This is a genomic window from Pseudomonas sp. UBA4194 (assembly GCF_002379585.1).
Lineage (GTDB): Bacteria > Pseudomonadota > Gammaproteobacteria > Pseudomonadales > Pseudomonadaceae > Aquipseudomonas.
This window is the reverse complement of the sequence record NZ_DFUE01000004.1, coordinates 12,645-30,516: the sequence shown is the minus strand read 5'-3', so window position 1 is coordinate 30,516 and position 17,872 is coordinate 12,645. Positions and strand designations below refer to the sequence as shown.

Sequence of the window (17,872 nt, the reverse complement as noted above, 5' to 3'; positions counted from 1 at the left end):
GGACCATTCACCGCCGATCCCTCCATTCACCCCCGCCCGCGCGGCAATATCATTTCCACGATCGCCCGCGCCGCGCCATCCTCGCTGTTGCTCGCAGTGACCGCGTCAGCCTGCTCGCGCACGCTGGCCTCGCCCTGCCCCATGGCAATGGAAAAACCCGCGCGCTTGAACATCGCCACATCATTGCCACCGTCACCCAGCACCGCAGTGTGCGCCAACGGTACCTGCAGATGCTCGGCCAAGGTCGCCAGGGCATCGCCCTTGTTGGCCTGTAACGCCGTAACGTCCAGATAATACTGCTGCGAGCGGGCGGCGATGGCCTTGCCTTCCAGTAGCGCCTGCAACTGCTGCTCCAACTCGATCAGCTGCTGGAAATCACCACTGGTAGCCACAATCTTGTGCACACGATCCAGATAGGGCGTGAAATCGTCCACCAACTGCGGCTCATAGCCCAGTGCATGCAGTTCCTTGCCAAAATATTCGGCGTTGCGGTCCCGCGCCAGCCATTGGTCATCGGCGAACACCCATACGTCCAGGCCGTGCTCGGCAAACACCGCCAGGCACAGGTCGACTGCGCTACGCTCGACGAAGTGCGATTGCAGTTCGCTGCCATCCGGGTTGATCAGAACACCGCCATTGAAAGCCGCCGTGGGCAGATCCACACCCAGGGCCTTGATCTGCTCGCGCATCGCCCTCGGCGGCCGGCTGCTGGCCAGGGTGAACAGCACACCCGCTTCGCGAAGCTGTGCAACGGCGCCGATGACCGCCGGGGTCAGGCTATGGTCAGGCATCAACAGGGTGCCATCCATGTCGCTGAGCACCAGGCGTATGAGGTCTTGCTGCGAGGCACTCATCCCAGCGTCTGCCAGGTGCGGCCATCGCGGGCCAGTAGATCGTCGGCCGCTTCGGGGCCGTCCTCGCCAGCGGCGTAGGTAGCAATGGAGCCGCCCTCACGCCAGGCATCGAGGAACGGCTGCACCGCACGCCAGCCGTTCTCGATGTTGTCGGCCCGCTGGAACAGGGTCTGATCCCCCGTAAGGCAATCGTAGATAAGGGTTTCATACCCAGTGGACGGCTGCATCTGGAAGAAATCCTTGTAGGCAAAGCCCAACTTGACGTTCTCCAATTCCATGGCCGGGCCCGGACGCTTGGCCTGCAGTTCGAACCACATACCCTCGTCGGGCTGGATCTGGATCTTCAGATAGTTGGATTTGAGCCGATCCACTTCGGTATCGCGAAACTGCGCATAGGGCGCCTGCTTGAAGCAGATGGCGATCTCGGTATCCCGCACGCTCATCCGCTTGCCGGTGCGCAGGTAGAACGGCACGCCAACCCAGCGCCAGTTATCGATCAGGACCTTGAGCGCCACGTAGGTCTCGGTCTTGCTCTGTGGGTCGACCTTGGGCTCTTCGCGGTACCCGGATTTGTCGCCCTCGCCCGCGGTGTATTGCCCGCGCACCGAGTTTTTCAAGGCATCGGCCTTGGACCACGGCCGGATAGCCCCCACCACCTTGGCTTTTTCTCCACGCACGGCGTCGGCGCCAAAGGCTGCCGGCGGCTCCATGGCGACCATGGCCAGCAGTTGGAACAGGTGGTTGGGCACCATGTCACGCAAAGCGCCGGTCTGATCATAGAAGTTGCCGCGGGTTTCCACACCGACCGTTTCCGCTGCGGTGATCTGCACGTGGTCGATGTAGTGATTGTTCCAGAACGCTTCGAAGATGCCATTGGAGAAACGGCTGACCAGAATGTTCTGCACCGTTTCCTTGCCCAGGTAATGATCGATGCGGTAGATCTGGTTTTCGCTCATCACACTCAACAGGCAGCTGTTGAGTGCTTCGGCGGAAGCCAGGTCGTGGCCGAAAGGCTTTTCGATCACGACCCGGCGAAAGGCGTCGGGCTGCTCTGCGAGCAACCCGCTGGAGCCTAGCCGCAGCGCCACTTCATTGAAGAAGCGCGGCGACGTGGCCAGGTAGAACATGGCATTGCCAGTGCCGTTGCGCTCGATGCGCTCGGCAATGGCCTGGTACGTGGCGTCATCGAGAAAGTCGCCGGAGATGTAGCTGATGCGCTTGCGCAACTTGGCCCACAAAGCCGGATCGAGGACCTTGGTAGGGTCCTCGACGCCTTTGGCGCGAGCCTGCTCGATGATGAAGCTCTCCAGCTTGTCAGCGAATTCGCCATCGCTGACCTGGTTATGGTCGACCCCGACGATGTGCAGGCCATTGTCCAGCAACCCATCCCGGCTCAGATTGTACAAAGCTGGCATGAGCAAGCGTTTGACCAGGTCGCCATGGGCGCCAAACAGAAACAGGGTGGAAGGTGGAGCGGCTTCTACTTTCGAGGTCGCTCGACTCATTTGGGAACCTCGACGTGGCCGCCAAAACCAAAGCGCATGGCGGAGAGAATCTTGTCACCGTAGGTGGCGTCCTGACGCGAACGGAAGCGCGCGAACAATGCGCTGGACAATACCGGTACCGGTACCGCCTGCTCGACGGCAGCATCGATGGTCCAGCGGCCTTCGCCACTGTCGGACACCGAGCCGGAGTACTGGCTCAGTTGCTGATCGCTGGCCAAGGCATCGGCCGTCAGATCAAGCAGCCAGGACGAGACCACGCTGCCCCGACGCCATACTTCGGCGATGTCCGCCAGGTTCAGGTCGAAACGCTGATCTTCAGGCAGCTCGGTGCTGGCTTTGGTCTTGAGGATGTCGAAGCCCTCGGCGAAGGCCTGCATCATGCCGTACTCGATGCCGTTGTGGATCATCTTCACGAAGTGCCCGGAACCGGCAGGGCCCGCATGGATATAGCCACGCTCGGCGCGATCGTCGGCGCTGTTGCGGTCGCGGGTACGGGGGATATCACCCATGCCCGGCGCAAGGCAGTCGAACAGCGGGTCCAGACGTTCCAGAATCGCGTTCTCGCCGCCGATCATCATGCAGTAGCCGCGGTCCAGGCCCCAGACGCCGCCGGACGTGCCGACGTCGACGTAGTGCAGCTGCTTGGCGCTCAGCTCCTTGGCACGACGGATATCATCTTTGTAGAAGGTATTACCGCCATCGATGATGACGTCATCGGCATCCAGCAGCCCGGCCAATTCGGCGATGGTCTGCTCGGTGGGCGCGCCGGCAGGCAGCATGACCCAGACGGCTCTTGGCTTGTCCAGCTTGCTCACCAGATCGGCGAGGTCATTGGCGCCCTTGGCTCCCTCACCGGCCAGGCCATGCACTGAATCCTGATTGCGATCGTAGACCACGGTGTGATGGCCTGCGCGCATCAGCCTTCTGGCAATGTTTCCGCCCATGCGGCCTAGCCCAATGATTCCCAGTTGCATGCGAGAGCTCCACTCTATGTTGCTTGAATAGGTATTTCTTGAAAAAGCAGGTTACAAGCTTACCGGTCTACGAGCCACTCTGGTTAGTCCAGGGCATCGTCGGTAAGTTTCCCATTATACCTTTCGTCGGCTGGCCAACTGGTCAAAAGTTCTGGTTTTTCTCTTTGACGCCATAAAACAGGCACTTACGCGAAAATGAAAAAAGACACGCCGACCATGAAAAATAAAAAAGTTCACAACGCCCCCAAAATAAATCATGATCCGCGCCGATTGAGGAAGTGACCTGGCAACGCTCGAGGCGTCTAGGTCAATTGTCCTTACGGTGTGAATAGCCATTTGCGAGGTGTGCAATGGGAACGGTTTTACAAGCAGGTCATCCACAAACTCTTTATGTCACCATGCGCCGCGACGAGTTGCGCGAGCTCAAGGACGAACGTGACGAATTGAAGCTCCAGGTCGCCCAGCTGACCTCGATGCTGATGCAAGCCAAGGCCCTGAGCGGCCCGGCCATGGCGCGAATCGCCTGAAGCACGGACCTGCGAGCCGACTGGACAACCGTCGGCCCGCAGGCTGTCGAGCTTCGAGCCAGACTCCCGAATCAGACGGGTAATCCCCGGTCCGGCCACTTCGGCCAATCCACGGCCACTACCGCCCTACCTTTCCTAAAGATGCTTTGACAAGTCAGTCGACCTGGCCGCTCAGGATCGACCACTCCCCCCCGCCATCGACATCGCCGAAGGCTCGAGACACCCCCCAGTACATTCCAAAGTACATTCCAAAAGTCCGTTCCAACGCGGGTACAAGGCTCCCCCGGGCCTCGCCGATCGGTGCGAAGGGCTCTGGGCCGCTGCTGCCTGCGGATTACCGCCCGTCAGTCGCCTCGCACACCCAAAAAAATGGCATTTCTCCTACACTCAAGGCGCGGGTGACGTATCACTCGGAAATCCGTTGCAAAAAACTCGAAACTTTTTGGAAATCAGACAGGTCAGGATAAGACACAGGCCGTACAGATGTTTTTATCCAGCAAGCCTGCTAATCCCGTTAAGTCAGATTACCTTCGGCAGGATCGCCGTACGGTAATGCGCCTGTGCGCTCGACAGCGGTAAGCGCTAATCGATCAGCGCTTTTTTTGAGTCAGCATCTGCCATACAAGTACGCAATGCACGGGAGAGAACAATGATCAGTGCCGCTGTCGAAAACCACGGAGAGCGTTTTAACAGGCAAGCTTTGGAGCCTGCACATCTGCAGGTTCCGGCGCCTATCAGCAAAGCACTGCAGACGCCATCGAGCGCCCACAAGCAAAAAGTATTGTTCGTCACCTCGGAAATTGCCGACCTGGTCAAGACCGGCGGCCTGGGCGACGTGTCGGCGGCACTGCCGCGCGCCATGAGCTCGGTGCACGATGTGCGTGTCCTGATTCCTGGCTACCCGCAGGTACTCAACAGCGACAATCCGATTCATGTGGTAGGCGAACTGGGCGGCCATGCCGCACTGCCTCCCTGCAAGATTGGCCGTATGGACATGCCCGATGGCCTGGTGATCTATGTGCTGCTGTGCCCTGAACTGTACGAGCGCGACGGTACCCCTTACGGCGCCAACAATGGCCGCGACTGGCCAGACAACCATATCCGCTTTGCCCGCCTGGGTCTGGCTGCAGCCGACATCGCCGCTGGCCAGGGCATGGTCCACTGGAAACCCGATCTGGTCCACGCCCACGACTGGCCGGCCGGCCTCGCCCCGGCCTACATGCACTGGCGCGGTCTGAAGACCCCTACCCTGTTCACCATTCACAACCTGGCCTATCAAGGCGTGTTCAGCCGCGGCTGCTGTCCGGAACTGGGTGTACCCAACCACGCCCTGCAGCAGGACGGCATGGAGTTCTACGGCAAACTGTCCTTCCTCAAGGCCGGCATGGCGTACTCGAACCACATCACCACCGTCAGCGCGACCTATGCCGAGGAAATCACCACGCCCGAATTTGGCTGTGGCCTCGAAGGGTTCCTGAGCAGCAAGGCCGAACAGGGCAAGCTCAGCGGTATTCCGAACGGCATCGACGCCAGCTGGGAGTCGGCTACCGATCCGCATCTGGTCTGCCCTTTCAGCCTCAATGACTGGGAAGGCAAGGCAGCCAACGCCGCTCACATCCGCAAGCTTTTCGAAATCGATGAGTCACAAGGCCCACTGTTCGCGGTCGTCTCGCGTCTGGTCTACCAGAAAGGTCTGGACCTGACCGAGGGCGTCACCCAGTTCATCGTCGAGAACGGCGGTCAGGTGATCATCATCGGCCGTGGCGAACCGGAAGAAGAGCAAGCCATGCGCGAGCTGGCGCTGCGCTATCCCGGCAAGGTCGGTGTGCGCATCGGCTTCAACGAAACCGACGCACGCCGCATGTTCGCCGGCAGCGATTTCCTGCTGATGCCGTCGCGCTACGAACCTTGCGGGCTGAGCCAGATGTACGCCCAGCGCTACGGCTCACTGCCGGTGGCGCGCAACACTGGCGGCCTGGCCGACACCATCGAAGACGGTGTCACCGGTTTCTTGTTCGGTGAATCCACCGTGCAGAGCTACGAAGCAGCCCTGGCCCGTGCCTTTTATGTGTTCAGCAAGCCTGAACTGCTCAACGCCATGCGTTGCCGCGCCATGACGCAGCCCTTTAACTGGAGCGAGGCGGTAGAACCCTACGCCGAGCTGTACGAAGAATTGGTGCATGGCACCGTTGGTAAATCCGCCACACTTTAATGGAAGAGGTTTCATCGATGCCTTCACGGACAACTGAAACCTGGTCCCACGGTGCGACAAAGCTGGATTCGGAGTTCACTCGCTTCAACCTGTGGGCCCCGGACGCGTTCTCGGTCAGCGTGGATCTGGAGGGCGGTGAATCCGTCGCCATGCTGCCCCAGGCCGATGGTTGGTTCACAGTCCAGACGCCGTGCCCCGCGGGCACGGCCTACCAATTCAATATCGATGGCGAACTCAAGGTTCCCGACCCGGCGTCCCGCGCCCAGCAGAGCGATGTCCATTCGCCCAGCATCGTCGTCGACCCCCTCGCCTATGCCTGGCAGAACACCGCCTGGCAAGGCCGCCCGTGGTCTCAGGCGGTTATCTACGAACTGCATGTGGGTGCCCTGGGCGGCTACGCCGGCGTCGAGGACCATCTGGCCAGGCTCGCCGCGCTGGGGGTCACCGCCATCGAGCTGATGCCCATTGCCGAGTTTCCAGGGAGTCGTAACTGGGGTTATGACGGCGTGCTGCCCTACGCACCCGAAGCGTCCTACGGTACCCCCGAGCAACTCAAACACCTGATCGACTGCGCCCATGGCCATGGCCTGATGGTGATTCTGGACGTGGTGTACAACCACTTCGGCCCGGACGGCAACTACCTTGGACGCTACGCCAAAGGTTTTTTCCGCCACGACAAGACCACGCCGTGGGGCGATGCCATCGACTTCCGCCGTCGCGAGGTACGCGACTTCTTCATCGACAATGCATTGATGTGGCTGCTGGAATACCGCTTCGACGGTCTGCGCTTCGACGCCGTCCACGCTATCCAGGACCCCACCTTCCTTCAGGAGATGGGCGCTACCCTGCGGGCCCAGGCGGGTTCGGAGCGGCATATCTGGCTGATGCTGGAGAACGAGCACAACCAGGCGCATCTGCTCGAGGAAGGCTACGACGCGCAGTGGAACGATGATGGCCACAATGCCCTGCACGTGCTGCTGACCGACGAAAGCGAAGCCTACTACGCTGACTTCTGCGACCAGCCGACGGAGAAGCTGGCCCGCTGCCTGAGCCAGGGTTTCATCTATCAAGGTGAAACCAATCACAAGGGCGAGGCCCGTGGCGAGCCGAGTGGTCATCTGCCACCCAGCGCCTTCGTGCTGTTTTTGCAGAACCACGATCAGATCGGCAACCGCGCCATGGGTGAGCGTCTCAGCCAGCTCTGTGGCGAGCCCGCCCTGCGCGCGGCCACTACCCTGCTGCTGCTCTGCCCGATGATTCCCATGCTGTTCATGGGCGACGAGTGGGCTGCAGATGAGCCTTTCCTGTTCTTCACCGACCATCATGGTGAATTGGCCGAAGCCGTGCGCAAAGGACGTCGGGCTGAGTTCGCCGCATTCAGTGCGTTCGCCGACGAGAAGACCCGCGCACAGATTCCAGACCCTAACGAACACAGCACTTTCGAAGCGTCGCAGCCGGATTTCGCCGAGTTCCAGTACCGTCAGGACGGGCCGTGGGTGCAGCTCTACCGCCACCTGCTGGCACTGCGTCGCGACGAGATCGTGCCCCGTTTGGACGGCGCCCAGGCACTCGGTGCCCAGGTGCTGGCGCCCAAGGCGCTTACGGCTCGCTGGCGCATGGGTGACGGTCACGTGTTGCGTATCGACCTGAACTTGAGCGAAAGCAGTGTGCCGGTGCACCTGAACGCCGATCACTTGCTGTTCGACAGCAGCCAGAGCGCCTGCCCGGTCACGCCTACACTGGCTCGCAGCAATAGCCTGCCGGCGTACACCGCTCTGGTCAGCCTGACCCCACCCGACGTAGCGGAGACCACCGCATGAGTGACGAGCGCCTGCACCAGTTGGCCGAACAGGCCGGCCTCGCGGTGCATTGGACCGACGCCAACGGCAAGGCACAACAAGTGCAACCCGAAGCGTTGCGCAAGGTACTTGCGGGGTTGGGTCATCCTGCCGACAGCGACGAAGCACTCACGCAAAGTCTCGAGGCATTGGATGCCGCGCGTGAGACTCATCGACTGCCGCCGTTGCTGACAGTCGACTACGGACAACCGTTGGCCCTGGACCGCTACTTCGCCCCGGCCACCCCGTGCCGCATTCATCTGGAGGACGGCGCCACGCTCGATCTGAAGCTGGACGAACACGGCGCACTGCCGGGCATGCTCCCGGTCGGCTACCTGGACGTGCACATCGACGGCCAGCACTTCACCTTGGCCGTTGCGCCGCAGCGCTGCTACAGCGTGGCCGATGCGCTGGGCACGGACCGCGCCCACGCCTGGGGGCTCAGCGTGCAACTCTACGCGCTGCGCCGCCCCGGTGACGGTGGTTTCGGTGACACCCAGGCGCTGGAAGCATTGCTGCGCAGTGCCGGCGAGCGTGGAGCGGACGCCGTGGCCATCAGTCCGATGCACGCCATGAGCAGCAGCGACAACGACCGCTACAGCCCCTACTCTCCCTCCAGCCGACTTTTCCTCAACAGCTTGTATGCCGCGCCCATCACGGTGCTCGGTGAGCGTGCGGTGCAGGTCGCCATCGAGGACGCAGGCCTGGGTGACACGCTCAAAGCCTTGGAGGCGCTGCCACTGATCGACTGGCCCGTGGCTGCGGCCGCCAAGCAACGACTGCTGCGAGCGTTGTACGACGGCTTTTGTACCAGCGAGCACCCGCTGAATGGCGACTTCAACAGTTTTCGTCACAGCGGTGGTGAGGCACTGGAGAACCACTGCCGCTACGAAGCCTTGCAGGCAGACCAGAAAGCCCGTGGCGAGAGCCTCGACTGGCGCCAATGGCCACAGGAGTGGCACGACCCGCGTAGTCCTGCGATTGCCGCGTTTGCCCGCGAGCACAGTGACGAAATTGGTTTTCATGCCTTCTGCCAATGGCTGATCGACCGCAGCCTGCAACGCGCCCAGAGCGCGGCCCGCAGCAGCGGCATGAAGATTGGCCTGATCGCCGACATGGCGGTGGGCGCCGATGGCGCCGGCAGCCAGGCGTGGAGTCGCCAGGACGAACTGCTGGCCGACCTCACCGTCGGCGCACCGCCGGATATCCTCAATCGGTCCGGGCAAAGCTGGGGCATTTCTGCATTTTCCCCCGAAGGCTTGCAGCGCCACGGCTTCCGCGCCTTCATCGAAATGCTGCGGGCTAACTTTGCCCACGCCGGTGGCTTGCGCATCGATCACATCATGGGCCTGCAACGCCTCTGGGTCATTCCCAAGGACGCACCGCCCAGCGAAGGTGCCTACCTGCAATTCCCCATCGACGACATGCTGCGCTTGCTGACATTGGAATCCCATCGGCACCAGGCCGTGGTGTTGGGTGAAGACCTGGGCACCGTACCCGAAGGTCTGCGCGAGAAGCTCGCAGCGCGGCAGATGCTGGGCATGCGAGTGCTGCTGTTCGAACAGGACAACGGTCAGTTCCATGACAGCCAGCACTGGCCGGACGATGCCCTGGCCACCACGACTACCCACGACCTGCCGACGTTGAACGGCTGGTGGCGCAGCCGCGACATCGACTGGAACAACAAGCTTGAACTCATCGATGCCAAGACCGAGCAACACTGGCGCGAGGATCGTGACCGCGAGCGCCGCGCCCTGCGCCTGGCGCTGAGCCAAGACCCCCAGAACTTTCAGGAACTGCAACAGGGCAACGACGAGATCGATGCGATCATCGACGCCAGCACCCGCTTCCTGGGCCACACCCCTGCGCCGTTGGTGTTGCTGCCAGTGGATGACGCGCTGGGTATCGAAGAGCAGGCCAACCTGCCGGGCACCATCGATACACACCCCAATTGGCGCCGGCGCTACAACGCCGACGCGCAGAACCTTCTCGACGACCAGGATGCCGCCAGACGCCTTGAGCTTCTGGCCTGTGCCCGCCAACAAGCCAGTGAGCGTTACCGATGACAGTAATGACGGCCAGCGTTAGGCTTCAATTGCATAAAGACTTCACCCTCGACGACGCCGCCCGGTTGATCCCCTACTTTGCCAGCCTGGGCATCAGCCATGTTTACGCCTCCCCCATCCTCAAGGCCCGACCTGGGTCCATGCACGGCTATGACGTGGTCGATCCGACCCAGGTCAACCCCGAGCTGGGCGGCGAGCCTGCGCTGCAGCGCCTGGTGGCACAGTTGCGCAGCCACGGCATGGGGCTGATCCTGGATATCGTCTCCAACCACATGGCGGTAGGCGGTGCTCATAACCCCTGGTGGCTGGACCTGCTGGAATGGGGGCGTCGTAGCCCCTATTCCGAGTTCTTCGACATCCAGTGGCATTCTCCCGACCCGCTGCTCGAAGGCCAACTGCTGCTGCCGTTCCTGGGCAGCGACTACGGTGCCGCACTGCAGGGCGGCGAACTGCCATTGCGCTTCGATGCCGAGCAAGGCAGTTTCTACGTCGAGCACTACGAACATCGTTTCCCGATCTGCCCCTGCGACTATCCGCACATTCTGGCCGCTTCCGGCAATGCCCGCCTGAGTGAATTGGGCGCTCGCTTTGCCGATCTGCACGATTCGCCCCAGGCGTACACCCAAGCTCAAGCCCTGCGCGCCGAGTTGGCCACGCTGAGCCGCGAGGCAGGATTGGACGGCGCGCTGGATGGCCTGCTAAGCCAGTTCGATTCCACCAGCGAAGATGGCTTCAAGCGTCTGCATAACCTGCTCGAGCGGCAGTCCTATCGTTTGGCCAGCTGGCGGACAGCCGGTGATGACATCAACTGGCGGCGCTTTTTCGACGTCAACGAGCTCGGCGGCTTGCGCGTGGAGCGTGCGGCCGTGTTCGAAGCCACCCATGCGAAGATTTTCCAGCTCATCGAAGCCGGCCTGGTGGACGGTCTGCGTATCGACCATATCGACGGTCTGGCCGATCCCCGTGGCTATTCGCGCAAGCTGCGTCGGCGCGTCAATGGCCTGCTCCACAAACGCCCCGCCGAAGCGCGGATCGACCATGTACCGATCTACGTCGAGAAGATCCTCGGCGCAGGGGAAACCTTGCATCGGGATTGGCAGGTGGATGGCACCACCGGTTACGAATTCATGAACCAGGTATCGCTGCTGCAACACGATCCTGCCGGTCAGCAGCCCTTGTCCGAGCTGTGGAGCCAGGTGAGTGGTCGTCCCAGCGAGTTCATCGAGGAAGCCCACGCCGCGCGCAATCTGGTGCTCAGCGGATCGCTGGCCGGCGACTTCGAGTCAGTCGCCCAGGCGCTGTTGCAGGTCGCGCGCGGCGACCTCATGAGCCGCGACCTGACCTTGGGCGCGATCCGTCGTGCCCTGCTGGAACTGATCGTGCACTTTCCGGTGTACCGCACTTACGTGAGCCCCTGCGGGCGACCGAAGGAGGACGAGGTGTTCTTCCAGAAGGCCATGGAGGGTGCCCGCAGTACGTTGGGCGAAGCCGATTGGCCTGTCCTTGACTACCTGCAACGCTGGTTGGGTGGCGAACCCTGGCGCGCCCTGCCACCGGGTCGGCGGCGCAAGGTGCTGCGTCACGCCTGCGTGCGTTTCCAGCAACTGACCTCTCCCGCCGCTGCCAAGGCAGTGGAAGACACTGCCTTCTATCGTTCTGCAGTGCTGCTGTCGCGCAACGATGTGGGCTTTGAAACCGAATTGTTCGCTGCCGGCCCCGAGGCTTTCGTCGAAGCCGGGCAGCGCCGCCTGGAAGAGTTTCCGGACAACCTGCTGGCCACCGCGACCCACGACCACAAGCGGGGGGAAGACACTCGCACCCGCCTGGCGGTGCTCAGTGAACGCGCGTCGTGGTACGCCGAGCAGGTCCGGCATTGGCTGACATTGGCCGAGCCATTGCGCAGCCCGTTCGCCGACGGCCACGCGCCGACCGGTGGCGATGAGTTGATGCTGTACCAGGCACTGCTCGGCAGCTGGCCACTGGATCTGCGCAGCGATGACCGCGCCGGCCTCGAAGCCTATGCCGAGCGGCTCTACGTCTGGCAACAGAAAGCCCTTCGCGAAGCGAAGCTGGTAAGCAGCTGGAGTGCACCGAATGAGGGCTACGAGAAGGCTTGCCGCCAGTTCCTCGAGCAGTTATTGCTCAGTGAGCAGGGTCAACCCCTGCGCGAAGCCATCGCCGCAGCCAGCGTTGCCATTGCCCCGAGCGGTGCTTTGAACAGCCTGACGCAAACCCTGCTGCGCATGACCGTACCGGGGATTCCCGACCTGTATCAAGGTGCTGAGTTCTGGGACTTCAGCCTGGTGGACCCGGACAACCGTCGTCCGATCGACTACGCTGCGCGCGAACAGGCCTTGCAGCAGGCCAGTCCGATCGGCGAGCTGATGGCGCATTGGCACGATGGTCGCATCAAACAGGCGATGATAGCCGCCACGCTGCGCCTGCGCAGCGAGCACGCCGCGTTTTGGCGCGAGGGCAGCTACGAGCTGCTGCCGGTGCAGGGCGAGCATGCAGACAAGGTCCATGCATTCGCACGCCGTCATGCCGGGACCTGCGCTATCGTCATTGTGCCGAGGCTGGCCAGCGCGTTGTTGGGTGATGCGGCAGCGCCGCTAATCAATGCCCAACGCTGGGGAGACACCCGCGTAGTCCTACCCTTCGCGCAATCTCTGCCTACATTGAAGGGACTTTTTTCGGACAACGCAGTCACAGCAGATAGGGAATTGTTGATGAGCACTGCGCTGAAGGAGTTTCCCGTCAATCTCTTCATACAAAGTGAGTTGTGATCAGGAGCGTTGAAATGAGTGCCGACGATAAACGAGTTCGAGAATTTGCCTACCAGATCTGGGAATCGGAGGGCAAACCTGAGGGGCAGGGAGATCGTCATTGGGAAATGGCGAGAAAACTCGCGGAAGCCGAAGCGCTCGCCCCCACCAAGCCTGGCAAGGCCAAGGCTCCCGCCAAAGCCAAGGCCGCGGCGCAGCCCAAACCCAAGCCTGTGAGCGAAACACCGGCAGCCAAACCCAAGGCCGCTGCCAAACCGGCGGGCAAGTCGGCCGCCAAGGCTGAACCGGCCACCAAGGCTGAGCCGGCCAAAGCAGAAGCTCCAGCCCCCAAAGCCGCTACGCCCAAACCCGACGGTGCGGCCAAGCCTGCACCCGCGAAGAAGCCTCGAGCGGCAAAGAAACCCGCTGCCAGCTGACCCGGCCTGTGGTGCGGTCCCTGCTGGCCGCACCCTTGTCACCTTCCCGTTTCTACCTCGTCGCAGCGTGTCGAAACGCGAGCATCGGTTTCGTTCGCCCTGAGTATTCGCTTCAAGCCTGCATGAAGAGCATTTCGCTACCTGTGTAACAGCCCTATTTCAAGCAAGGATCTACTATGAGTCGGCAAGCCAAGAAACCCACCGCGCTAGAGCCCACTGAGCCGTCCCGCATCCGCGAAGGCCTGCCCTTCCCGCTGGGCGCTACCTGGGATGGCCTGGGGGTCAACTTCGCCCTGTTCTCGGCCAATGCCACCAAGGTAGAGCTGTGTATTTTCGATGCCAGTGGCGAACAGGAAATCGAACGCATCGAGCTTCCCGAGTACACCGACGAGATCTACCACGGCTACCTGCCCGACGCTCACCCAGGGCTGATCTACGGCTACCGTGTCTATGGTCCCTACGACCCCGAGAACGGCCATCGCTTCAACCATAACAAGCTCTTGATCGACCCCTATGCCAAGCAGTTGGTGGGGGAATTGAAGTGGTCCGAAGCGCTGTTTGGCTACACCATCGGCCATCCTGATGGCGACCTCAGCTTCGACGAACGCGACAGCGCGCCCTTCGTGCCGAAAAGCAAGGTCATCGACCCGGCCTACACCTGGGGTCGCGATCACCGGGTGAGCGTGCCCTGGGACAAGACCATTTTCTACGAGACCCACGTGCGCGGCCTGACCATGCGCCACCCTGCCGTACCCGAGGCGCTGCGTGGCACGTTCGCCGGCCTGGCGGTCCCGGAGGTGGTCGACCACTTGAAGAAGCTCGGCGTGACGTCCATCGAGCTGTTGCCCATTCACGGCTTCGTCAATGATCAGCACTTGCTGCAAAAGGGCCTTAACAATTATTGGGGCTACAACAGCATCGCCTTCTTTGCGCCCCATTCGCGCTACATCGCCAGCGGCAAGATCGCCGAATTCAAAGAGATGATCGCGCACCTACATGATGCCGGCCTGGAAGTGATCCTGGACGTGGTCTACAACCATACCGCCGAAGGCAACGAACAGGGCCCTACCCTGTCCATGCGCGGTATCGACAACGCCTCCTACTACCGCCTGATGCCGGACAACAAGCGTTACTACATCAACGATTCAGGCACCGGCAACACGCTGGACCTGAGCCATCCCTGCGTATTGCAGATGGTCACCGACTCACTGCGCTACTGGGCCTCGGAAATGCACGTGGACGGTTTCCGCTTTGACCTGGCGACCATCCTTGGCCGTTACCACGATGGCTTCTCCGAGCGCCACAGCTTCCTCGTGGCGTGCCGACAGGACCCAGTGCTGCGCTCGGTGAAGCTGATTGCCGAGCCTTGGGACTGCGGCCCTGGTGGGTATCAGGTAGGCGGCTTCGCGCCAGGCTGGGCCGAATGGAACGACCGCTTCCGCGACACCGTCCGTGCCTTCTGGAAAGGCGACGATGGCCAGCTGGCCGACTTCGCCGCGCGCATGACGGGCTCCGGTGACATGTTCAATCAGCGTGGGCGGCGCCCTTACTCGTCGGTGAACTTCATCACCGCCCACGATGGTTTCACCCTGCGCGACCTGGTGTCCTACAACGACAAGCACAACGAAGAAAACGATGAGGACAACCAGGACGGCACCAGCAATAACGTGTCCTGGAACCACGGCGTGGAAGGTCCGAGCGACGATCCGGAAATCATCGAACTGCGCCTGCGCCAGATGCGCAACTTCTTCACCACCCTGCTGTTTTCCCAAGGCACGCCAATGATCGTTGCCGGCGACGAGTTTTCCCGCACGCAGGGCGGCAACAACAACGCCTACTGCCAGGACAGCGAGATCGGCTGGATCAACTGGGAGCTGGACGAGGAAGGCAAGGGTTTGCTGCGTTTCGTCAAACGCTTGATCAAGCTGCGCAATGCCTACCCGATCCTGCGCCGCAACCGCTTCCTGGTGGGCGAATACAACGAAGCCATCGGCGTGAAAGACGTCACCTGGCTCGACCCTACCGGTAGCGAGATGACCGCCGAGCAGTGGGAAGATGCCCACGGCCGCTGCCTGGGCATGATGCTCGATGGCCGCGCGCAGCCCAGCGGCATCCGTAAACCGGGCGCCGATGCTACGTTGTTGCTGATCGTCAACGCTCATCACGACGTGGTCAATTTCGTCCTTCCGGAGGTGCCGGAGGGCGAGTACTGGAGCTGCATGATCGACACCAATCGACCGGATCTGCGCGATCAGGAACGCCTGGATTTCGGCAGTGACTTCATGGTCACCGGACGCTCCATGCTGATGTTCGAACTGCACAGGGACGAAGAAGAATGAGACCAACGCTGGCCGAAGCGCTGAAATGGCCAGCGCAGGGTTACCCCGATACCGCAGCGCTGGGTGCGGAACTGGCGCGGCTTTGCGCGCAAGGTCTCGACGCCCTGCCCCTGCCTGCTGGCGGTGAAACGCTGCAGCGCTGGCAATGCCTGGCCGCAGTGGCCGGGCATGATCTGGGCCTGTGCAAGCTTTACGAAGGTCACACCGACGCTTTGGCGATCATGGCCGAGCTGGGTGGGCCGGTACCGCCGTCAGGTTCCTTGTGGGGAACCTGGGCCGCCGAGCCTCCCCAGGCCAGGGTAACGCTGAAGGACGAAGGTGATCATGTGCTGCTCACCGGCCGCAAGGCCTGGTGCTCCGGCGCGGCGGTGGTCACTCACGGCCTGCTGACCGCATGGGACGCCGAGGGCCAGCAACAGCTGGTGGCCGTGGCCCTGGATCAACCCAATCTGTGCGTCACCGATGATGGCTGGCATGCAGTGGGCATGGCCAATACCGGTAGCGTGGAAATTCTTTTCGAGCATGCGCAGGGCATTCGTATCGGTGCACCGGGCAGCTATATCGGTCGTCCGGGTTTCTGGCTGGGTGGCATCGGCATCGCGGCCTGCTGGTATGGCGCTGCCCGCGAATTGGCCATGAGCCTGGCCCGCCATTGTGAAACGCGCCCCGAACCCCATGCCCTCGCCCACCTGGGTGCCGTGGATACCGCTCTGGTCAGTTGCGCCGCGGTATTGCGTCAGGCGGCCAGTCACGCCGACCGTCACCCCGACGGCAATTTCGAACGGCATGCCAGACGCTGCCGCGCGGTCGCCGAACAGACCGCCGAGACCGTCATTCACCATGTCGGCCGCGCCTTGGGGGCTGGACCTTATTGCAAGAACGCACATTTTGCCCAATTGATTGCCGACCTTCCGGTGTACCTGCGCCAAAGCCATGCCGAACGCGATCTGGCGGCTCTGGGCCAGTTGCTGGGGGCATCGTCGACCCGAACGTGGACCCTATGAAAGACAACCCTATTGTTGGCAGCGGTACGCCGCTGCAAGCCTGGCGCACGTCCCAGCACCTGGCCGAACTGCCCTCGATCGATGCCGCCGCCCTGGTGCCTGAGGGCGCGCGCGCCGTGATCATCGCGCCTCATCCGGACGACGAGGTGCTGGGTTGCGGCGGCCTGCTGCAGCTGCTGGCGGCGCTGGACCGGCCGATCCAGATCATCTCCGTCACCGATGGCAGTGCCAGCCACCCCGGCTCGCAAACCTGGTCGAGCCAGCGGCTGAGTGCGGTCCGCCCCCAGGAGAGTGCAGAAGCCCTGCATCGCCTGGGTCTGCCGATGCACAGCGTGAAGTGGATACGCGGCGGCTTTCAGGACAGCGGCGTGGCCAAGGAAGAACAACGCCTGGGGGAGTTCATCCAGCGTTATCTCAAGCCTGGGGATGTAGTGTTCAGCACCTGGTCCCAGGACGGTCACACCGACCATGAGGCCGTGGGACGCGCCAGTGCCGCCGCCGCTGCGGCCGTAGGGGCGACGTTGCATGAGCTGCCCATCTGGACGTGGCACTGGGCCTCGCCCGAGGACGAGAAGATCCCTTGGGCACGGGCCCGCAAGCTGCTGCTGGACCCCGCCACAGTGGCCCGCAAGAGCCACGCGGTCCACGCGTTCGCCAGCCAACTGGAGGGCGACCCGTCCATAGGCCTGGACCCGGTGCTGCCGCCCTATGTCCTGGAGCGTCTGTTGCAGCCTTTCGAGGTGGTATACCTATGAGTGCTTCAAGCATCGACAACGATTATTTCGACGCGCTGTACCTGGACAATGACGACCCTTGGGCCATGCGCAGCCGCTGGTATGAGCGGCGCAAGCGCGCCTTGTTGCTGGCCTGCCTGCCCAGGGAGCATTACGGCTCCATTTTCGAACCGGGCTGCGCCACTGGCGAAACCAGCCTGGCCCTCGCGCCGCGCTGCGGTCACCTGCTCAGTTATGACATGAACGAGCGCGCCGTGGATTTGACCCGTGCGCGGCTGGAGGGCATCCCCTATGCCCACGTGCACCAAGGTGCGCTGCCAGGGAGCTGGCCGACGGAGTCGTTCGACCTGATCGTGTTGAACGAGCTGGGTTACTACCTGAGCGCTCCGGACCTGGCGCAGGTTATCCAGCAATCGTTGGCTTCGTTGAATCCAGGCGGTCAGCTGGTCGCTTGCCACTGGCGTGCGCCTATCGATGGGGTTCCTTTGACCGCCGAGCAGGTGCATGAACAGCTGGATGCTCAGCTTGGGATGCATAAGGTGGTCTGCCATGTGGAGGCGGATTTTTTGATGGAAGTGTGGTGTGAGCAGGGGGATTCGGTGGCTGTTGTGGATGGG

The 17,872-nt window shown here is 62.2% G+C and carries 13 protein-coding genes; 10 read left to right on the top strand and 3 right to left on the bottom strand.

The genetic code is table 11. The features are described from left to right. Positions 1–26: 26 nt before the first annotated feature. Genes B3397_RS00505 through gnd form a run of 3 tightly spaced genes read right to left on the bottom strand, consistent with a single transcriptional unit; the run spans position 27 to position 3,333 of the window. Positions 27–854, bottom strand: a complete 828-nt coding sequence (locus tag B3397_RS00505) for an HAD family hydrolase (protein ID WP_296246275.1) — start codon at positions 852–854, stop codon at positions 27–29. Then, positions 851–2,359, bottom strand: coding sequence for a glucose-6-phosphate dehydrogenase (gene zwf / locus B3397_RS00500; RefSeq protein ID WP_296246272.1), 1,509 nt, complete (start codon positions 2,357–2,359; stop codon positions 851–853). The genes B3397_RS00505 and zwf overlap by 4 nt, the downstream gene beginning before the upstream one ends. Further along, on the bottom strand, positions 2,356–3,333 hold the full coding sequence (gene gnd, locus B3397_RS00495; protein ID WP_296246271.1) for a phosphogluconate dehydrogenase (NAD(+)-dependent, decarboxylating): 978 nt from the start codon (positions 3,331–3,333) through the stop codon (positions 2,356–2,358). Before gnd ends, zwf begins: the two co-directional genes overlap by 4 nt. Positions 3,334–3,683: 350 nt before the next feature. Here gnd and B3397_RS00490 point away from each other — a divergent pair, with 350 nt between their 5' ends. The 10 genes from B3397_RS00490 to B3397_RS00445 form a co-directional block, all read left to right on the top strand. After that, complete coding sequence (locus B3397_RS00490) at positions 3,684–3,860, top strand: DUF6026 family protein (RefSeq protein WP_296246269.1); 177 nt, start codon at positions 3,684–3,686, stop codon at positions 3,858–3,860. Positions 3,861–4,509: 649 nt separating this feature from the next. Beyond that, positions 4,510–6,072, top strand: a complete 1,563-nt coding sequence (gene glgA, locus B3397_RS00485; RefSeq protein WP_296246267.1) for a glycogen synthase GlgA — start codon at positions 4,510–4,512, stop codon at positions 6,070–6,072. A 17-nt stretch (positions 6,073–6,089) separates the two neighbouring features. Next, complete coding sequence (gene treZ, locus B3397_RS00480; protein WP_296246264.1) at positions 6,090–7,892, top strand: malto-oligosyltrehalose trehalohydrolase; 1,803 nt, start codon at positions 6,090–6,092, stop codon at positions 7,890–7,892. Beyond that, on the top strand, positions 7,889–9,976 hold the full coding sequence (gene malQ, locus B3397_RS00475; RefSeq protein WP_296246263.1) for a 4-alpha-glucanotransferase: 2,088 nt from the start codon (positions 7,889–7,891) through the stop codon (positions 9,974–9,976). The genes treZ and malQ overlap by 4 nt, the downstream gene beginning before the upstream one ends. Then, positions 9,973–12,762 carry a malto-oligosyltrehalose synthase gene (locus tag B3397_RS00470; RefSeq protein WP_296246262.1) on the top strand — a complete coding sequence of 930 codons (2,790 nt, stop codon included), beginning with the start codon at positions 9,973–9,975 and terminating at the stop codon, positions 12,760–12,762. The genes malQ and B3397_RS00470 overlap by 4 nt, the downstream gene beginning before the upstream one ends. Positions 12,763–12,776: 14 nt before the next feature. Beyond that, the gene (locus B3397_RS00465) at positions 12,777–13,178 is read left to right on the top strand and encodes a DUF2934 domain-containing protein (protein WP_296246260.1); all 402 of its coding nucleotides are present in this window, start codon (positions 12,777–12,779) and stop codon (positions 13,176–13,178) included. A 176-nt stretch (positions 13,179–13,354) separates the two neighbouring features. Beyond that, a complete protein-coding gene (glgX, locus tag B3397_RS00460) occupies positions 13,355–15,517 on the top strand; it encodes a glycogen debranching protein GlgX (protein WP_296246258.1) in 2,163 nt (720 codons plus the stop codon). Next, positions 15,514–16,521, top strand: a complete 1,008-nt coding sequence (locus B3397_RS00455; RefSeq protein ID WP_296246256.1) for an acyl-CoA dehydrogenase family protein — start codon at positions 15,514–15,516, stop codon at positions 16,519–16,521. Before glgX ends, B3397_RS00455 begins: the two co-directional genes overlap by 4 nt. Further along, a complete protein-coding gene (locus B3397_RS00450; RefSeq protein WP_296246254.1) occupies positions 16,518–17,276 on the top strand; it encodes a PIG-L deacetylase family protein in 759 nt (252 codons plus the stop codon). The genes B3397_RS00455 and B3397_RS00450 overlap by 4 nt, the downstream gene beginning before the upstream one ends. Next, a partial coding sequence (locus tag B3397_RS00445; RefSeq protein ID WP_296246253.1) for a class I SAM-dependent DNA methyltransferase occupies positions 17,273–17,872 on the top strand: 600 nt, incomplete at its 3' end. The genes B3397_RS00450 and B3397_RS00445, both read left to right, overlap by 4 nt.

What these genes read in the sequence shown, in the direction of transcription:
- B3397_RS00505 (WP_296246275.1), bottom strand. Translation starts at nt 854, where the DNA reads ATGAGTGCCTCGCAGCAAGACCTCATACGCCTGGTGCTCAGCGACATG.
- zwf (WP_296246272.1), bottom strand. Translation starts at nt 2,359, where the DNA reads ATGAGTCGAGCGACCTCGAAAGTAGAAGCCGCTCCACCTTCCACCCTG.
- gnd (WP_296246271.1), bottom strand. Translation starts at nt 3,333, where the DNA reads ATGCAACTGGGAATCATTGGGCTAGGCCGCATGGGCGGAAACATTGCC.
- B3397_RS00490 (WP_296246269.1), top strand. Translation starts at nt 3,684, where the DNA reads ATGGGAACGGTTTTACAAGCAGGTCATCCACAAACTCTTTATGTCACC.
- glgA (WP_296246267.1), top strand. Translation starts at nt 4,510, where the DNA reads ATGATCAGTGCCGCTGTCGAAAACCACGGAGAGCGTTTTAACAGGCAA.
- treZ (WP_296246264.1), top strand. Translation starts at nt 6,090, where the DNA reads ATGCCTTCACGGACAACTGAAACCTGGTCCCACGGTGCGACAAAGCTG.
- malQ (WP_296246263.1), top strand. Translation starts at nt 7,889, where the DNA reads ATGAGTGACGAGCGCCTGCACCAGTTGGCCGAACAGGCCGGCCTCGCG.
- B3397_RS00470 (WP_296246262.1), top strand. Translation starts at nt 9,973, where the DNA reads ATGACAGTAATGACGGCCAGCGTTAGGCTTCAATTGCATAAAGACTTC.
- B3397_RS00465 (WP_296246260.1), top strand. Translation starts at nt 12,777, where the DNA reads ATGAGTGCCGACGATAAACGAGTTCGAGAATTTGCCTACCAGATCTGG.
- glgX (WP_296246258.1), top strand. Translation starts at nt 13,355, where the DNA reads ATGAGTCGGCAAGCCAAGAAACCCACCGCGCTAGAGCCCACTGAGCCG.
- B3397_RS00455 (WP_296246256.1), top strand. Translation starts at nt 15,514, where the DNA reads ATGAGACCAACGCTGGCCGAAGCGCTGAAATGGCCAGCGCAGGGTTAC.
- B3397_RS00450 (WP_296246254.1), top strand. Translation starts at nt 16,518, where the DNA reads ATGAAAGACAACCCTATTGTTGGCAGCGGTACGCCGCTGCAAGCCTGG.